Origin of the sequence: Burkholderia sp. 9779_493, assembly GCF_015712215.1 — a bacterium.
Lineage (GTDB): Bacteria > Pseudomonadota > Gammaproteobacteria > Burkholderiales > Burkholderiaceae > Burkholderia > Burkholderia cenocepacia.
This window is the reverse complement of record NZ_JACCQA010000019.1, coordinates 132,293-148,435: the sequence shown is the minus strand read 5'-3', so window position 1 is coordinate 148,435 and position 16,143 is coordinate 132,293. Positions and strand designations below refer to the sequence as shown.

Annotated in this window: 16 protein-coding genes; 10 read left to right on the top strand and 6 right to left on the bottom strand. The window is 68.3% G+C overall.

What is annotated here, in order from left to right:
• Positions 1 to 276: 276 nt before the first annotated feature.
• Positions 277 to 2,274 carry a glycoside hydrolase family 28 protein gene (locus H0X95_RS20935; RefSeq protein WP_196446152.1) on the top strand — a complete coding sequence of 666 codons (1,998 nt, stop codon included), beginning with the start codon at positions 277 to 279 and terminating at the stop codon, positions 2,272 to 2,274.
• Positions 2,275 to 2,349: 75 nt separating this feature from the next.
• Here the strand turns inward: H0X95_RS20935 and H0X95_RS20930 are convergent, their stop codons facing one another.
• Both H0X95_RS20930 and H0X95_RS20925 read right to left on the bottom strand, forming a co-directional pair.
• A complete protein-coding gene (locus H0X95_RS20930; protein ID WP_059722190.1) occupies positions 2,350 to 2,859 on the bottom strand; it encodes a GNAT family N-acetyltransferase in 510 nt (169 codons plus the stop codon).
• A gap of 213 nt (positions 2,860 to 3,072) precedes the next feature.
• Positions 3,073 to 3,723: a glycine zipper 2TM domain-containing protein gene (locus H0X95_RS20925; RefSeq protein WP_196446151.1), complete on the bottom strand. Its 651-nt coding sequence runs from the start codon at positions 3,721 to 3,723 to the stop codon at positions 3,073 to 3,075.
• A gap of 453 nt (positions 3,724 to 4,176) precedes the next feature.
• Between H0X95_RS20925 and H0X95_RS20920 the strand changes: the two genes are divergently transcribed.
• The 3 genes from H0X95_RS20920 to H0X95_RS20910 all read left to right on the top strand — a co-directional run bounded on the left by H0X95_RS20920 (position 4,177) and on the right by H0X95_RS20910 (position 7,158).
• Positions 4,177 to 5,376 (top strand): amidohydrolase family protein, encoded by a 1,200-nt coding sequence (locus tag H0X95_RS20920; RefSeq protein WP_196446150.1) that lies wholly within the window; start codon positions 4,177 to 4,179, stop codon positions 5,374 to 5,376.
• 67 nt (positions 5,377 to 5,443) lie between these two features.
• On the top strand, positions 5,444 to 6,628 hold the full coding sequence (locus tag H0X95_RS20915; protein WP_006485045.1) for an amidohydrolase family protein: 1,185 nt from the start codon (positions 5,444 to 5,446) through the stop codon (positions 6,626 to 6,628).
• Positions 6,629 to 6,684: 56 nt separating this feature from the next.
• On the top strand, positions 6,685 to 7,158 hold the full coding sequence (locus H0X95_RS20910; protein ID WP_034178492.1) for a nuclear transport factor 2 family protein: 474 nt from the start codon (positions 6,685 to 6,687) through the stop codon (positions 7,156 to 7,158).
• 63 nt (positions 7,159 to 7,221) lie between these two features.
• Here the strand turns inward: H0X95_RS20910 and H0X95_RS20905 are convergent, their stop codons facing one another.
• Positions 7,222 to 8,085 (bottom strand): LysR family transcriptional regulator, encoded by an 864-nt coding sequence (locus tag H0X95_RS20905; protein WP_006485037.1) that lies wholly within the window; start codon positions 8,083 to 8,085, stop codon positions 7,222 to 7,224.
• A gap of 524 nt (positions 8,086 to 8,609) precedes the next feature.
• Here H0X95_RS20905 and H0X95_RS20900 point away from each other — a divergent pair.
• Both H0X95_RS20900 and H0X95_RS20895 read left to right on the top strand, forming a co-directional pair.
• A complete protein-coding gene (locus tag H0X95_RS20900) occupies positions 8,610 to 9,413 on the top strand; it encodes an ABC transporter substrate-binding protein (RefSeq protein WP_059722183.1) in 804 nt (267 codons plus the stop codon).
• A gap of 31 nt (positions 9,414 to 9,444) precedes the next feature.
• A complete protein-coding gene (locus tag H0X95_RS20895; RefSeq protein WP_006485056.1) occupies positions 9,445 to 10,293 on the top strand; it encodes a phytanoyl-CoA dioxygenase family protein in 849 nt (282 codons plus the stop codon).
• 77 nt (positions 10,294 to 10,370) lie between these two features.
• Here H0X95_RS20895 and hutC read toward each other — a convergent pair whose 3' ends face one another.
• Both hutC and H0X95_RS20885 read right to left on the bottom strand, forming a co-directional pair.
• Positions 10,371 to 11,108: a histidine utilization repressor gene (hutC, locus tag H0X95_RS20890; RefSeq protein WP_006485039.1), complete on the bottom strand. Its 738-nt coding sequence runs from the start codon at positions 11,106 to 11,108 to the stop codon at positions 10,371 to 10,373.
• Between the two features lie 31 nt (positions 11,109 to 11,139).
• Positions 11,140 to 11,682 carry a helix-turn-helix domain-containing protein gene (locus H0X95_RS20885; protein WP_006485051.1) on the bottom strand — a complete coding sequence of 181 codons (543 nt, stop codon included), beginning with the start codon at positions 11,680 to 11,682 and terminating at the stop codon, positions 11,140 to 11,142.
• Positions 11,683 to 11,816: 134 nt separating this feature from the next.
• On the opposite strand from H0X95_RS20885, the gene H0X95_RS20880 reads away from it, so the two are divergent.
• Genes H0X95_RS20880 through H0X95_RS20870 form a run of 3 tightly spaced genes read left to right on the top strand, consistent with a single transcriptional unit; the run spans position 11,817 to position 14,247 of the window.
• Positions 11,817 to 12,599: an aldolase gene (locus H0X95_RS20880; protein ID WP_006485038.1), complete on the top strand. Its 783-nt coding sequence runs from the start codon at positions 11,817 to 11,819 to the stop codon at positions 12,597 to 12,599.
• Positions 12,600 to 12,649: 50 nt separating this feature from the next.
• The gene (locus H0X95_RS20875; RefSeq protein WP_043204490.1) at positions 12,650 to 13,546 is read left to right on the top strand and encodes a dihydrodipicolinate synthase family protein; all 897 of its coding nucleotides are present in this window, start codon (positions 12,650 to 12,652) and stop codon (positions 13,544 to 13,546) included.
• The gene (locus tag H0X95_RS20870) at positions 13,543 to 14,247 is read left to right on the top strand and encodes an MOSC domain-containing protein (protein WP_059722181.1); all 705 of its coding nucleotides are present in this window, start codon (positions 13,543 to 13,545) and stop codon (positions 14,245 to 14,247) included. The genes H0X95_RS20875 and H0X95_RS20870 overlap by 4 nt, the downstream gene beginning before the upstream one ends.
• A 17-nt stretch (positions 14,248 to 14,264) precedes the next feature.
• On the opposite strand, the gene H0X95_RS20865 is transcribed toward H0X95_RS20870, so the two are convergent.
• Positions 14,265 to 15,026 (bottom strand): SDR family oxidoreductase, encoded by a 762-nt coding sequence (locus tag H0X95_RS20865; protein WP_059722179.1) that lies wholly within the window; start codon positions 15,024 to 15,026, stop codon positions 14,265 to 14,267.
• Positions 15,027 to 15,430: 404 nt separating this feature from the next.
• Between H0X95_RS20865 and H0X95_RS20860 the strand changes: the two genes are divergently transcribed.
• Positions 15,431 to 16,141 (top strand): YceH family protein, encoded by a 711-nt coding sequence (locus H0X95_RS20860; protein ID WP_034203459.1) that lies wholly within the window; start codon positions 15,431 to 15,433, stop codon positions 16,139 to 16,141.
• The last annotated feature ends 2 nt before the right edge of the window (positions 16,142 to 16,143 follow it).

Below are 16,143 nucleotides of genomic sequence, written 5' to 3'. Positions count from 1 at the left end.
GTGGGCGGGAGGGGGGCGCGTACCGATGGAGAGCGTTAGCGGCGGAGGATTAATTTGTAGTTTTTGCGCATAAACATACGACAACATATCTCTAAAGGCGCGCTCGACAATGTGAGTGTGCGCACACATATGCCGCATATATTCAATAAAAACAGGGTAAACGACAAATACGTCCCTTGCGCTAATCGCGTCTAGACTGCGCAATGTAGTACGACGACGTATAAATTGTGATCCGCTACCCGGCGCATCGATACCCATTACCCTGAAGGAGTGCCCATGGCCGCTCATCGCCGCCGTCCGTCTTCATCCGTCCGATCGTCCGCGTCGAAACGGGTATCGCGCCGCGCCTTCATCAGCTGGACCGGTGCACTCGCCGGCGGTGCGATGCTCGGCGGACCGTTGGCGACCACCCGGGCGCTGGCGGCAGGCACGACGCCCGGTGCGTCGGCGGTCGATCTCGTGTGGGCCGAGCACGGCGCGGCGGCGCGCATCGCCGCGTCGCTCGCGCACATATCGCGGCTCGCGCGGCACGGCCGCGACTTCGACGTGACGCACTACGGCGCGCGCCCGTGCGCGACGGTCGCGCAGACGTCGCCGTACCCGGCGGCGAAATCGCCGGTCAGCCCCGGTTCCGACCTGACGACCGCGCCCGGCGCCTTCGATTCGCGCCCGGCGTTTCTCGCGGCGATCGACGCGTGCCGGCGCGAAGGTGGCGGCCGGGTCGTCGTGCCGTCCGGCAACTGGTACTGCGCGGGGCCGATCGTGCTGCAGAGCAACGTCACGTTCCACCTGAGCGCGAACTGCACGATCTACTTCAGCCCGAACCCGGCCGACTACGCGAAGGACGGCCCGGTCGATTGCGGCGCGAACGGCCGGCTGTACTACAGCCGCTGGCAGGCGAACGATTGCCTGAACTACGGCGCACCCGTCTATGCCCGCAACGCGACGAACATCGCGTTGACCGGCGAGGGCCCGACGTCGGTACTCAACGGACAGGCGATGACGCCGTTCTCCGGCAGCGGCGCGAACAGCGTCTGCTGGTGGACCTACAAGGGCTCGTCGGGCGCCTACGGCGCGGGTGCGACGGTGCCGGCGCAGAACACCGCGAATCCGAACAACGTCGACCTGCGGATCGTCGCGCCCGCGATTCCCGACGCGCTCTATGCGCTGCTCACATCGCCCGTCACGCCGTGGCAGCAGGACCAGAACTACCTGCCCGCGCTGTCCGAGGCCGGCGTGCCGGTCGAGAAGCGCATCTTCGGCCTCGGTCACTACCTGCGGCCGTGCATGGTCGAATTCATCGGCTGCACCAACGTGCTGATGGCGAACTACCAGACGCAGAACACGCCGTTCTGGCAGCACCATCCGACCGCGAGCCGCAACGTCGTGATCCGCGGCGTGACGACCAACAGCATCGGCCCGAACAACGACGGCTTCGATCCGGACGCATGCACCGACGTGCTGTGCGAGGACTGCACGTTCAACACCGGCGACGACTGCATCGCGATCAAGTCGGGCAAGGACCGCGACACCGAATACGGGCCCGCGAAGCGGCACCTGATCCGCAACTGCACGATGAACAGCGGGCACGGCGGGATCACGCTCGGCAGCGAGATGGGCGGCGGCGTCGAGCAGATCTATGCGTCCAACCTGTCGATGCTGAACGCGAACTGGCAGACCAATCCGCTGAACATCGCGATCCGCGTGAAGACCAACATGAACCGCGGCGGCTACGTGAAGGATTTCCACGTGAAGGGCGTCACGCTGCCGAACGGCTTGACGCTGAAGGGCGGCGGCTACGGCAGTGCGCTGCTCGCCGGCAGCCCGATCAACGCGAGCGTGCCGCTCGGCGTCGTCACGCCGTCGGCCGGCAATCCGTCGGCCGCGCAGGGCGGCATCGTCACGTTCGACTGCGACTACCAGCCGGCGAACGATGCGGTGCGCACGCGGGCGCCGGTCGTGCAGAACGTGACGATCTCCGACGTGAAGGCGAGCAACGTGACGCTGAATGGCGTGACCGCGTCGTGCTTCCAGGCGATCGTCGCGCAGGGGCCGGTCGCGTTCGACTACAACGGCACGCCGCCGACGCCGGCCGTGCAGCCGATCTCCGGCGTGACGATCAGCAACTGCGATTTCGGCACGCCGGTGGCGTCAGGCACGCCGACGGTCACGTCGCCAGGGCCGGTCTATGCGTTCAACGTAAGCGCGATGACGTTGGCGAACGTGACAATCGCCGGACAGATCGTCAACACGACGATCACCGACAAGCGGTGAGATAGAGGAGATAAAACACGCGACGACCTTCGCGTGCGGCGCGGCCGGTGGTGCCCGCACGCGAACGCGAATGCGTTACGCCAGCGTCTTGATCATGTAGTGCTCGTCGTAGAAGCGGCCATCGACGAACATCGAGCGCGGCTCCGTGCCGAACCGCACGAACCCCTGCGACGCATACAGCCGCTCCGCGGCGTGGTTGACCTCGTTCACGCACAGCATCAGCTGGCGGCATCCCCACGCGTGCGCCGCATGCGCGGTTGCGCTGTCGAGCAGCGCCTGCGCGATGCGTTGCCCGCGATAGGCGGCGTCGACGTACACGCCCCAGATCGTCGCCTTGTGTGCGATCTTCGTGCGCGCATCGCGGCGTACGCCGGTGATGCCGACGAGCGTGTCGCCGTCGAACGCGCCGAATACGGCCTGGACCTGCGTCGGCGTGAGGCGCTTCGCGAATTCGTCGACCGGCACCTGCGATTCTTCGTCGAGCGTCGGCAGGAAGGACGTGGGCGCGGTATCGACCGCACGCAGGCGGACGGCGCGGAAACAGGCGGCATCGGCCGCGTCGAGCAGGCGGATCGTGATCGTCATCGGCAGCGTTCCGGTTGAGGGGCGTGCAGGCCGGCGCGCCGCTGTGGCCGCCGGATGCATCGCGTCTATCCTAATAGGAATCCGGCTGCCGCGCGATCGACGCGCGTCGCGCTCGGGGCCGAGCGCGTGTGACTTCGACGTCGCGCCGCATGCGGGGCCGACGTCGCGGGTTCGACCGGCGCGCGCGATCCGCTCACGCGCACGCCGGCGGCATCAGTAGCGCGACAGCTGATTGCCGTTGATCTGCACGCGGTCGCCCGGACGCAGGTTGCCCGGCGACTGCACGTCGAACGAGCGCATCGAGCCGTCGCTGACCTGCACGTCGATCCGGTAGCTGCTCGGGCCCTGCGCGGCGCCCATCTGCTGGCCGATCTGGTTGCCCGCCACCGCACCGCCGAGCGCGCCGATCACGGTCGCCGCATCGCGGCCGTGGCCGCGGCCGAACTGGTTGCCCACCAGGCCGCCGACCAGCGCCCCGACGACGGTGCCGGCCACGCCCGACGGGCCGACCGAGCCGTTGACCGGCTGGATGTTCGACACGGTGCCGTACTGCGTGCCGTACGGGTTCGCGTATTGCTGTTGCTGATTGCCGTACTGGTCATACGGCTGCGAGCCGTATTGCGACGGGTTGCCGTATTGGTCGTACGGTTGCGGCACCTGGTTCGGATACGCCGGTTGCTGCTGCACGTAGCCCGGTTGCGAATACGCGGGCTGCGCATAGCCGGGCGTCGCGTATTGCTGCTGTTGCGGATAGCCCGGCTGCGCGCCGTAGTAGCCCGGCGCGACGCAGGCGGTGAGCGGAAGCGCCGCCACGGCGACGAGCGAGGCGAACAGAACGGTCTTCGTGGAAGGCATGCGCATCATGATGTTTCCTGCATCGGCAACGTGTCCGCCGATGGATTCCCGTCACGGGTGGCGAACTCGGCGTGAGTATAAGGAATGGCCGGATGCGCGTCCGGTGCGGCCGGGTAACAACGTGTAAAGTCTGTTGCCGCGTAAATCGCCGCTGGGGCGGGCGTCGAAGCCCGCTGGTGGCGATGGCGCGACGCGGTTTCCGGGCGCCGTGTGCCGACGATGCGCGACCGCCGACAGGCCGGCCGTTTCCACGGTGATCGCACCCGCCGTCGCGGCCGGCCCGGCGGACCTCCGCGCCGCACATCGCGAAATCGAATGCGCGGCATCGCGACATTTAATTGGCCTCGCGCAGCGTCGTCCGATATCGTGGCCGGATTCCCTGCCAACGGTCGCGCCGCGCCGGTCGCGGTTCCCTCCCCTGTCCGCGCCGGGCCGCGTCGCGACCGCCCCACATTCCAAGCCATGACCGAACGATTCTTCATCAACGCCGTCGACGCCGGCGGCCAGCCCGTCAATCTCGTCGTCCGTGACGGCCGCTTTGCCGCGATCGGCGCCGATTGCGCGGCCGCGCCGGGCGCGCAGACGATCGACCTCGACGGTCGCGTCGTGCTGCCCGGTTTCGTCGACGGCCACATCCATCTCGACAAGAGCTTCGTCGGCGATCGCTGGGTGCCGCATGAACCGGCCGGCTCGCTGCGCGAGCGGCTCGCGGTCGAGAAGCGCCGGCTCGCGGCCGCGCCGCCGATCGTCGAGCGTGCGAACGCGCTGATCGCGCAGGCCGCCGCGTTCGGCACGATCGCGATGCGCAGCCACGTCGACGTCGATGCGACGACGGGCCTGTCGAACCTGCAGGCCGTGATGGCCGCGCGCGAACAATGGCGTGGCATCGTCGACATCGAACTGGTCGCGTTTCCGCAGGCCGGCGTGATCACGTGCCCGGGCACCGCCGAGATCCTCGATGCAGCCGTGCGCGAAGGCGCGGACGTGGTCGGCGGGATCGACCCGACGACGCTCGACGGCGACGCGGACGGCCAGCTCGACATCGTGTTCGGCATCGCCGAGAAGCGCGGCGCGAAAATCGACATCCACCTGCACGAGCCGGGCGAGACAGGCATCGCGCAACTGCTGCGGATCGCGGCGCGCACGCGCGCGGCCGGGCTCGGCGGGCGCGTGAACGTGAGCCACGCGTACGCGCTGGGCCAAGTGAGCGACGACGACGTGCAGCGCACCGCGGCGGCCTTGGCCGACGCCGGGGTATCGATCCTGACGAATGCGCCGGGCGACTGCGCGTTTCCGCCGGTGCAACGGCTGCGCGACGCGGGCGTGCACGTGTTCGCGGGCAACGACAACATTCGCGACGCATGGTGGCCGTACGGCAACGGCGACATGCTGCAGCGCGCGATGATGGTCGGCTACCGGTCGGGCTTCTACACCGACGAAGCGCTCGGCATCGCACTCGACATGGCGACGCACGCCGGCGCGCGCGCGATCGGTAAGGAAAACTATGGAATCGCGGTCGGCTGCGACGCGAGCTTCGTCGCGGTGCGCGCGCCGAATGCGGCGGCGGCCGTCGCGGGCGTGCCGGCCGAACGCTGGGTATTCCGCCGCGGCGAAAGCGATACGGGCGCGCCGTTCGCCCCGTCGCTGCGCTTCACGCGCTGATCCACCCGACCGACGGCACGGCGCGCGCCGCGCGCGCCTTGCACTGACCGACCGCACCGGAACCAACATGACGACCCTGCTGATTCGCAATGTCCGCACGAGCGCCGACGCCGCGCTCGATATCCTGATCGAAGACGATCGCATCGCGCGCGTCGGCCCGTCGCTCGATGCGCCGGCCGGCTGCGCGATCGAGGATGGCGGGCTCGCGTTGGCGCTGCCTGGCCTCGTCGAAGGCCACACGCACCTCGACAAGACTCACTGGGGGATGCCGTGGTATCGCAACCAGGTCGGGCCGCGCCTCGTCGATCGCATCGAGAACGAACGCCACTATCGCGCGACGAGCGGCCATGACGCGGGCACCGCGTCGCTCGCGCTGGCGCGTGCGTTCCTCGCGGCCGGCACGACGCGCATCCGCACGCACGTCGACGTCGATACCGAAGCCGGGCTGCGTCATCTGCACGGCGTGCTCGCGACGCGCGAGACGCTGCGCGGGCAGGTCGAGATCCAGATCGTTGCGTTTCCGCAATCGGGCGTGCTCAAGCGGCCGGGCACCGATGCGCTGCTGTCCGACGCGCTCGGCGCCGGCGCCGACCTGCTCGGCGGGCTCGACCCGTGTGCGATCGAAGGCGATCCGGTCGAGGCGGTGGACGTGCTGTTCGCGATCGCCGATCGCCACGGGTGCGGGCTCGATATCCATCTGCACGAGCGCGGGTCGATGGGCGCGTATTCGCTCGACCTGATCCTGCAGCGCACGGCCGCGCACGGCATGCAGGGGAAGGTCACGATCAGCCATGGTTTCTGTCTCGGCGACATCGCCGAACGCGAGCGCGATGCGCTGCTCGCGCGGATGGCCGGGCTCGGCGTCGCGATCGTCACGACCGCGCCGGCGGCGGTGCCGGTGCCGCCGGTGGCCGCGTGCCGCGCGGCGGGCGTGATCGTGATCGGCGGCAACGACGGCGTGCGCGACACGTGGACGCCGTACGGTTCGCCCGACATGCTCGAACGCGCGATGCTGATCGGCATGCGCAACGATTTCCGCCGCGACGATGCGCTCGAAGTCGCGCTCGACTGCGTGACGCACGGCGCGGCGCGCGGCTGCGGTTTCGCGGATTACGGGTTGCAGCCGGGCAGCCGCGCGGACGTCGTGCTCGTCGATGCGCTGACGTTCGCCGAGGCCGTCGTCGCGCGGCCGGTGCGGCGCCTCGTCGTATCGTCCGGGAAGATCGTCGCGCGCGACGGCGCGCTGGTCTGAGTGCCACGTCGCCCCGGTATGATCCGGTTTTCAGCCGGATTTCCGGGGAGACGACGATGCGACGCATGACCGCGGCACGGGCCGCACGAGGGATGGCGGCAGCCCTGTTCGCCGTGACGGCCGCGCAGGCGGTGGCGGCCGGTCCGGCCGACGCGCAACAGGAAGCCAACCGGCGCACGGTGCTGGCGTTCTACGAGAAAGGGCTGAACGAGAAGGATGCGGACGCCGCGCTCGCATATGTCGGCGATCGCTACGTGCAGCACAACCCGAACGCGGCCGACGGGCGCGACGGCTTCCGGAAGTTCGTCGCGTTCCTGCGCGACAAATATCCGCAGTCGCACAGCGAGATCAAGCGCTCGTTCGTCGACGGCGACTACGTGATCCTGCACGTGCACGCGGTGCGCGAACCGGGCACGCGCGGCAGCGCGATCATGGACGTCTTCCGGCTCGAACACGGCAAGATCGTCGAGCACTGGGACGTCAACCAGCCGGTGCCCGAGCAGGCCGCGAACGGCAACACGATGTTCTGATTGTTCTGACGCGTGTGGTGCGCGGCGCCCTTGTGCGCCGCTGCCGTTGGCATTCCGCTGCGCTTACCGCCCTTCGAGTTCCAGCATCGCCGCGAGCGCTTTCGTCAGCTCGCTGACCATCGGGTCGGCCGTCGGCCGGTGCAGGATCGCGATGTCCATGTGCTCGATCGGTGCGAAGCCCTGCTTCGCGGTCAGCACCACATGCTCGTCCGTCACCACGCGCGCGGGCAGCACGCTGATGCCGAGCCCGTCCGCGACGGCCGCCTGGATGCCGCTCAGGCTCGACGTCGTGAAGCTGATCCGCCAGCGGCGGCCGCGCTCCTCGATCGCCTTGATCATGTCGTCGCGATAGAGCCCGCGCGGCGGGAACACGACGATCGGCACCGGATCGAGATCGATCGACGGATGCTTCGCGCTGTCGATCCAGCGCAGCTTCTCCGGCCAGCGCACGACGGCCTCGCGACTGTCGCGCCGCTGCTTGATCAGCACGAGGTCGAGTTCGCCGCGATCGTACGCGGCGCTGATGTCGCGGCTCAACCCGCACGTCACTTCGAGCTTGACCTGCGGGTGCTCGCGCTTGAATGCCGCGAGCGCGTGCGTCGTGCGGCCCGCCGCGAAATCGTCGGGCACGCCGAGCCGGATCGTCAGCGCGACCGTCGCGCCCGACAGCGCCTCCAGCATCTCGTCGTTCAGCGCGAGCATGCGCCGCGCATAGCTGAGCACCGTCACGCCCGCGTCGGTCGGCCGCACGTCGCGCGTGCCGCGGTCGAGCAGCCGGTGACCGGCGATTTCCTCGAGCCGGCGCACCTTCTGGCTGACCGTCGACTGCGTCGAATGCAGGCGCGCGGATGCCGTCGTGAAGCTGCCGCAGTCGGCGACCATCACGAGCGCGCGCAGCAGGTCGATGTCGAACAGGGGTCTATTCATTTCTGCACTTCTGTGGAATCGCGCATTTCATTTTCAAATGCGTGCGGCGACTTTTAACATGGCCGGGCGCCGTGGGCAATCGCGGTTTCGCCGGATTTGGGGGCGGTGTTTTGCGGGGTTTGAAGGCGCCTGGCGCATATTCAACGAGCAGTATAGGGTGCGTTGCGGGAACGGCGGGAACCGCATTCGGAAAGCGCTACGCTGATTGCCTGCATAGACATCGCCGTTCGGCGAATATCCGAGGAAATACGCTCCGTGGCGAATGCGCGTCACATAGGGTAAACGCTCGAAATTCCCGGCTGGATGGCGGTAAATCAAGCGCTGTGCCGGCCTTCGGGTTCGCGGCCGCCTCTGCCCCTTTCTATTCTTGATTCCCCCGCTTGCGCTCAAAAATCAAGCAGTCTAGACTGCATCGCAATTTCACCGAAGTCCCTCGTCTTTCGCACCCCGCGCCGGCCTCCCGTCGCGACGCTTCCACCGTACGCCGGCATCCCCCGCCGCGTCGAGACTCACAAGGACCCGCCATGAACCGCACCGCAAAGCGCCTCGTCACCGCGCTGGCGTTCGCGCCGCTCGCGTCGTTCGCGCAGGACACGTCGACGATCCGCTGGGGTATCGACCCCACGTATCCGCCGTTCGAGGCGAAGCAGCCCGACGGCTCGCTCGCCGGCTTCGACATCGACCTGCGCAATGCGATCTGCGAGCAACTGCATGCGAAGTGCGTGTGGGTCGAGCAGGGCTTCGACGGGATGATCCCGGCGCTGCGCGCACGCAAGTTCGACGTCATCATGTCCGCGATGACGGCCACCGACGAGCGGCTCAAGCAGATCGACTTCTCGAACAAGCTGTATGCGTCGCCGGGCGCGCTCGTCGCGCCGGTCGGCTCGAAGCTGCTGCCGACCGCCGCGTCGCTCGCCGGCAAGCGCATCGGGATCGACCAGGGCACGACGCAGGAGGCGTACGCGAAGGCCGAATGGGCGACCAGGGGTGTGACGATCGTTTCGTACCAGAACCAGGACCAGGTGTATCAGGATCTCGTCAACGGCCGCCTCGACGCGACCTTCCAGGACAAGACGCAGGCCGGCTACTCGTTCCTGAAGACGCCGCGCGGCAAGGGCTACGCGTTCGCGGGGCCGGACGTGACCGACGCGCGGATCACCGGCTACGGCGTCGCGATGGGCATCCGCAAGGGCGACGCCGACATGAAGAAGCGGCTGAACGACGCGATCGTCGCGATTCGCGCGAACGGCACCTATCAGAAGATCGCCGCGAAATACTTCGACTTCGACATCTACGGCGCGAAGCAGCAACTGACTTCGGCACCGTGACCCCGTGACTCATTCGATCGACAGGCACACCATGACGAGTATCCAGGAGCGCGTCGCGCAAGCCGTGACGCCCGAACTGATCGCCGCGTTCCGAGAGGAAGGCGCGGTCTGCATCAAGGGCATTTTTTCGCCTGACGAAGTGGCCGCGCTGCGGGCCGGCATCGACGCGAACCTCGCGCAGCCGAGCGAACGCGCGAAAGTCGCGAGCCGGCCCGACGATCCCGGCTGGTTCTTCGAGGATTTCTGCAACTGGCAGCACAACGACGCGTATCGCGATTTCATCGTGCGCTCGCCGGCGCCGTCGGTCGCCGCCGCGCTGATGGGCACCGACCACGTGCGGCTGCATCACGACCACCTGCTCGTGAAGGAGCCCGGCACGCGGCAGCGCACGCCGTGGCATCAGGACCAGCCGTACTACAACATCGAAGGCGACGACAACGTCAGCATGTGGATTCCGGTCGATCCGGTGCCGCTCGAATCGACGCTGGAATTCGTCGCGGGCTCGCATCGCGGGCCATGGCTGATGCCGCGCACGTTCATGGACAAGGAGGCGAAGTGGTTTCCGGAAGGCAGCCTCGCCGACCTGCCCGACATCGAAGCCGACCGCGCGGCGTTCCCGATTCGCCACTGGGCGCTCGAACCCGGCGACATGGTGTGCTTCCGGATGCTGACGCTGCATGCGTCGGGCGGCACGCAGAACCGCCGGCGCGCGTTCTCGATCCGCTTCGTCGGCGACGATGTCCGCCACGCGCCGCGCCGCTGGAAAACCTCGCCCGATTTCCCCGGGCTCGCGGCGCAACTGGCCGACGGCGCGCCGCTCGACCACCCGCTGTTCCCGGTCGTGTGGTCGCGCGACGCAGGGCAGGTCGGCGCGATCTGACCTGCTGTCACCCACACGGCGGCCGTTTCATGACGAAACGGCTGCCGTGCGTTCGGGGGCGTGCGTGCGCCGAAGGATCAGGTCGGGTGGCGCCCCGCGCCCGGCTTGAAGCGCGAGCCGAGCCGGTAGCGGTTGCCCGGATGCAGGAAGTGCACGAACGTGACGGGCAGCCCGTCCGTCCACGTGCGCCGCGTGAGCGTGAGGCACGGCTCGTCGGCGCGCATGTCGAGCAGCCGCGCCTGCTCGCCGGTGGGCAGCGACGCATCGACGACGTGCTCGATTTCCAGTTCGTAGTGCGACACGTTGTTGTACAGGTACTCGGACGGCGGCTCAGCCTCGAAATCCTGGTCGATGAAGCCGGGCGCGGCGGCCGGGTTCACGTAGCGGTCCTCGAGCTGGATCGGGCGGCCGTTTTCCTCGTGCACGCACACCACGTGAAAGACCGGCGTGTTGACCGGCAGGCCGAACGCGGCGGCGACGTCGAACGACGCGGGTTCGCTCGACCGACTCAGCACGCGGCAGCGATATTCGTGCCCGCGTGCGCGGATTTCGTCGCGGATGTGCGCGATCATCAGCAGGTTCGACTGCGGCTTCACCTCGGCGACGAAGGTGCCGACGCCCGCGATGCGCTTCAGCACGCCTTCCTCGGTCAGCTCGCGCAGCGCGCGGTTGACCGTCATGCGCGCGACGCCGAACTGCGCGGCGAGGTCGAGCTCGGACGGGATGCGGTCGCCGGGGCGCCAGTCGCCCGACTCGACGTTCTGGCGAACGAGCGTCTTGATCTGCTGGAACGGTGCGGTGGCCTTGGTGACCATCGGAAGATCCTTGCGCGAAGAAGTGACGAGGCTAGTCGTCGTGGCTGACGATGACCAGGATCTCCGCCTGCGCGGTGCCGAGGCTGCGCGTGCGGTGCGGGATGAGTGCGTTGAAATAGACTGAATCGCCAGCCCTGAGTTGCACCGTCTCGTTCGGAAATTCGATTTCGACGCGCCCCTTGTGCACGAACAGGAATTCCTCGCCTTCGTGCTCGCGGAACGTCGACGCGACGAATTCGTGCGGCGGATGCACGACGAACGGCAGCATCTTCTTCGGCGCGACGCCGGCCGCGATGCTCTCGAAACGGTGCGCGTGGCGGTCGGCCGCCGCGCCCATCGCGGTGCGCTCGCCGGCGCGCGTGACCGTGATCAGCTCGCGATTGCGGCTTTCCGAGAACAGTTGCTCGACGTCGACGTTCAGCGCCTTCGACAGCTTCAGCGCGACCGCGATCGACGGCACGCTCAGGCCGCGCTCGACCTTCGACAGGTAGCTCTTGGTGAGGCCCGTCTCGTCGGCCAGCACGTCGAGCGTCCAGCCCTTCTGTTTTCTGAGCAGCTTCAGGCGAATCGTCATGGGGCGCCAGGTGTCCTTCGAAAAACCGATTGTAACGCATGACACAAAGTGTCATTAGGTGTATCGTGTGTCACGTGTGACCGGGGAAACGGCCGCGGACGGCGTGGCAGGCCCGGTTCATTCAGGAGGCGAACATGGCGGAAACGCTGAATTTGACGAAGGAAGCGCTGGTCGCGCTGGCGGAACGGCGTCTGGACAACGCGGTGGGCGACAGCGGCTGGTCCGCGCGGCAAAAGCTCGCGCTGACGTGCCGGATCTTGTTCGACGCCGGCCACGACTCGGGCCTGGCCGGGCAGATCACCTGCCGCGCGGATGCGGCCGGCACGTACTACACGCAGCGGCTCGGGCTCGGCTTCGACGAGATCTCGGCCGCGAACCTGCTGCGCGTCAACGAGGATCTCGACGTCGTCGATGGCGAAGGCATTCCGAACCCGGCCAACCGGTTCCATACGTGGATCTATCGCGAGCGCCCGGACGTGAACTGCATCATCCATACGCACCCGGCGCATGTCGCGGCGCTGTCGATGCTCGAGCAGCCGCTCGTCGTGTCGCACATGGACGCCTGCCCGCTGTACGACGACTGCGCGTTCCTGAAGGACTGGCCGGGCGTGCCGGTCGGCAACGAGGAGGGCGAGATCATCTCGAAGGCGCTCGGCGACAAGCGCGCGATCCTGCTGTCGCATCACGGGCAGCTCGTGGTCGGCAAGACGATCGAGGAGGCATGCATCCTCGCGCTGCTGATCGAACGCGCGGCAAAACTGCAACTGCTCGCGATGTCGGCCGGCGAGATCAAGCCGGTGCCGCCCGCCCTGGCGCGTGAAGCGCACGACTGGATCTCGAAGCCGAAGCGCGATGCGGTGACGTTCGACTACTACGCGCGCCGCGCATTGCGTACGCATCAGGATTGCGTCGCGTGAATCGGCGCATCGTTACCACTTCGCCAGACAATCATTGAGGAATGCATATCGTGTCCATCCTGCTGAAAGGCATCATTGCCTACCCGGTCACGCCATTCTCCGCCGACGGCGGCGTCGACCTGACCGCGCTCGATGCGTTGATCGAACGCCTGGTCGCCGACGGCGTTCATGCGATCGCGCCGTTGGGCAGCACCGGCGAAAGCGCCTACCTGTCCGATGCCGAATGGGAGGCCGTCGCCACCGCGTCGATTCGCGCGGTGCGCCGGCGCGTGCCGACCGTCGTCGGAATCTCCGATCTCACGACGGCGGGCGCGGTGCGCCGCGCCCGCTTCGCCGAGCAGGCCGGCGCCGATGCGGTGATGGTGCTGCCGGTGTCGTACTGGAAGCTCGGCAACGACGAGATCGTCGCGCACTATCGTGCGATCGGCGACGCGATCGGCATCCCGATCATGCTGTACAACAACCCGGCGACGAGCGGCGTCGACATGTCGCCCGAGCTGATCGCGACGATCTGCCGGACCGTCGACAACGTGACGATGGTCAAGGAGAGCACCGGCGACATCGGCCGGATGCACCGGCTCGCGCAATTGAGCGACGGGACGATCCCGTTCTACAACGGCAGCAATCCGATGGCGCTCGCCGCGCTGGCCGCGGGCGCGGCAGGATGGTGCACGGCCGCGCCGAATCTCAACGCCGCGTTGCCGCTCGCGTTGTTCGACGCGATGCGCACGGGCGACCTCGTGCGCGCCCGATCGGTTTTTCACGCGCAGTTGCCGTTGCTGCAGTTCATCGTCAACGGCGGGTTGCCGGTGACCGTGAAAGCCGGGCTGAGGCTGCGCGGCTTCGACGCCGGCGAACCGAGGCGGCCGCTGCTGCCGCTCGGCGAGGCACGCACGCGCGAACTCGAGCGCCTGCTCGCGGCGCTGCCGGACGGTGTGGCGGCATGAGCGGCGACGCGCGGCCGGCGATCGCGGCGGCCATCGGCGCGGTGCGGATCGGCGCGAGCCGGCCGCTCGCCGGTACGCCGCACGCGAGCGCGATCGACAAGCAGCCGGTGGATGCGCGCCTGTGGCTGGGCGCGCTCGGGTTTGCCGGCGACGAGCAGGCCGATGCGCGGCATCACGGCGGCCCCGACAAGGCCGTTCACCACTACGCGCACGATCACTATGCGTGGTGGGCCGACCAGATCGGCGCGCGCGACGTGCTCGCCCGGCCGGGCGCGTTCGGCGAGAACCTGTCGACGCGCGGCATCACCGAGCACGACGTGTGTCTCGGCGACGTGTTCAAGCTGGGCGGCGCGGTGCTCCAGGTCTCGCAGTCGCGGCAGCCATGCTGGAAGCTCAACGCACGCTTCGACCATCCGCGGATGGCGGCGCTCGTGCAGCACAGCGGCCGGACCGGCTGGTACTACCGCGTGCTGCAGGAAGGCTGGGTGGCGGCGGGCGATGTGCTGGCGCTGCACGAGCGCCGCTACCCGCAGTGGCCGCTGTCGACGGTGCTCGACGTGCTGTATCGCCGCATGCTCGACATGGCCGCGCTCGATGCGCTGTGCGACGTGCCGCTGCTGCCGCCCGGCTGGCGCGCGATGCTGGAAAAACGCCGGACGGCGCGGCAGGTCGAGGACTGGACGAAGCGGCTCGAAGGATGACGGGCCGCGTCCGACGCCTACTGCGTCGGCAGGTTGCGCACGTCGGCCGTCGGCTCGGTACCGAATGCGTCGCTCAGCGCATAGCCGATCAGTTGCCGGGCGGTCGCCTCGGGCGTCGCGAGCGCGCCGCTCGATTTCAACTGGTCGAATTTCTCGCGCATCGGGAAATTGTCTTCGTCGGTCGCGCGGATCGTGGCCTGCATGCCCGTATCGACGACGCCCGGCGCCACGCTGCAGATGCGCAGCCCGCCGTTCGCGTCGAGCGCGACCGCGCGCGCATGGTGATCGAGCGCGGCCTTGGTCGCGCAGTAGATGCTCCAGCCCGCATACGCGTTGCGAGCCGCGCCGCTCGACAGGTGCACGATCCGGCATTCGGTCGCGGCCGATACGGCCTGCGCGAGCGCCGCCGACAGCATCAGCGGCGCGGCGACGTTCAGGCCGACTGCGCGGGCGACGATCGCCGGGTCCTGCGTGGCGAGCGGGCCGATCGGATCGACGATGCCCGCGTTGTTGAACAGCAGCACGAGCGACGCGCCGTCGACGAAGCGGCGCAGCGTGTCGCCGGCCAGCCAGCTCGCGATCGTCTTCGAGTCGGACAGATCGAGTTCGACCTCGGTCAAGCGCTCGCCGGCCCGTGACGCGAGCGACGGATGACGGCTACGCGATACGCCGAGCACGGCGATGCCTTCCTGCAGCAGTTGTTCGGCGAGCGCCGCGCCGACGCCGCGGGTGTGTCCGGTGACGATGGCGCGCACGGGTGCGGAAGAAGATGCAGTCATGGTGGTGAACCGGTGAGGGGGTGAACGGGTTTGACGAGCGGCGCAGGCACGGCGGCAGCGCATTCAACGCGGGTGCTGCGTGGTATCGACGTGTGAAGGCGGTCGTGTGCGGCGCCGCTGATATCGGGATGAACGTCTATCGTAGCGCCGGCATGCGCATCGCGCAAACGCCCGGCGCGCGCGAAGGATGAAGCTGCGGTGCCGCGCACGCGCATCGCCGCGCTGCGCCGCACGCTATCGCGCGCGCCGCTACGTCCGACGAAAGCCCGCTGCGGCAAGTCCGCACGCTGCTGCGCCAAGGGCGCCGGGCCGAGCGTCGCGAGCTATCATATGGCTCGCCCGTGCGCGATGCCGGACGGGCCGCGACCGTTTCCCTTCACCTGCTGCACGCTGCGATGTCACTCATGAACACCACGCCGGATACGCCCACGCCCCGCGCCCTTCGCGAACTCACGCCCCTCGAGGCCCGCATTCTCGGCGTGCTCGTCGAGAAACAGCACACGGTGCCGGATACCTACCCGCTGTCGCTGAACGCGCTGACCGCGGGCTGCAACCAGAAAACCGCGCGCGCGCCTGTGATGAACGTGAGCGAGGACGAAGTGACGACCGCGCTCGACGGCCTGAAGCACCTGAGCCTCGTGATGGAGGGCAGCAGCAGCCGCGTGCCGCGTTTCGAACACAACATGAACCGCGTGCTCGGCATCCCGAGCCAGGCGATCGCGCTGCTGACGATCCTGCTGCTGCGCGGCCCGCAGACGGCCGCCGAGCTGCGCCTGAACAGCGCGCGCCTGCACGGCTTCGCGGATATCTCGTCGGTCGAGGCGTTCCTCGACGAACTCGCGGCGCGTGCGCAGCCGCTCGTCGTCCGGCTGCCGCGTGCACCGGGCGCGCGCGAGAACCGCTGGATGCACCTGATGTGCGGCGAGGTGAACATGGCCGACTTCGCGAGCGCGGATGCGGGCGGCGGCGCGGATTCGGTGCCGCCTTCCGAATTCGAGGCGCTGAAGGCCGAACAGAAGCGCCTTGCGGACGAAGTGACGCGCCTGAATGCGCTGGTTCAACGGATGGCGAGCGAACTCGGCATCGACGTCGACACGCCGGGCGACGCGTCCTGATC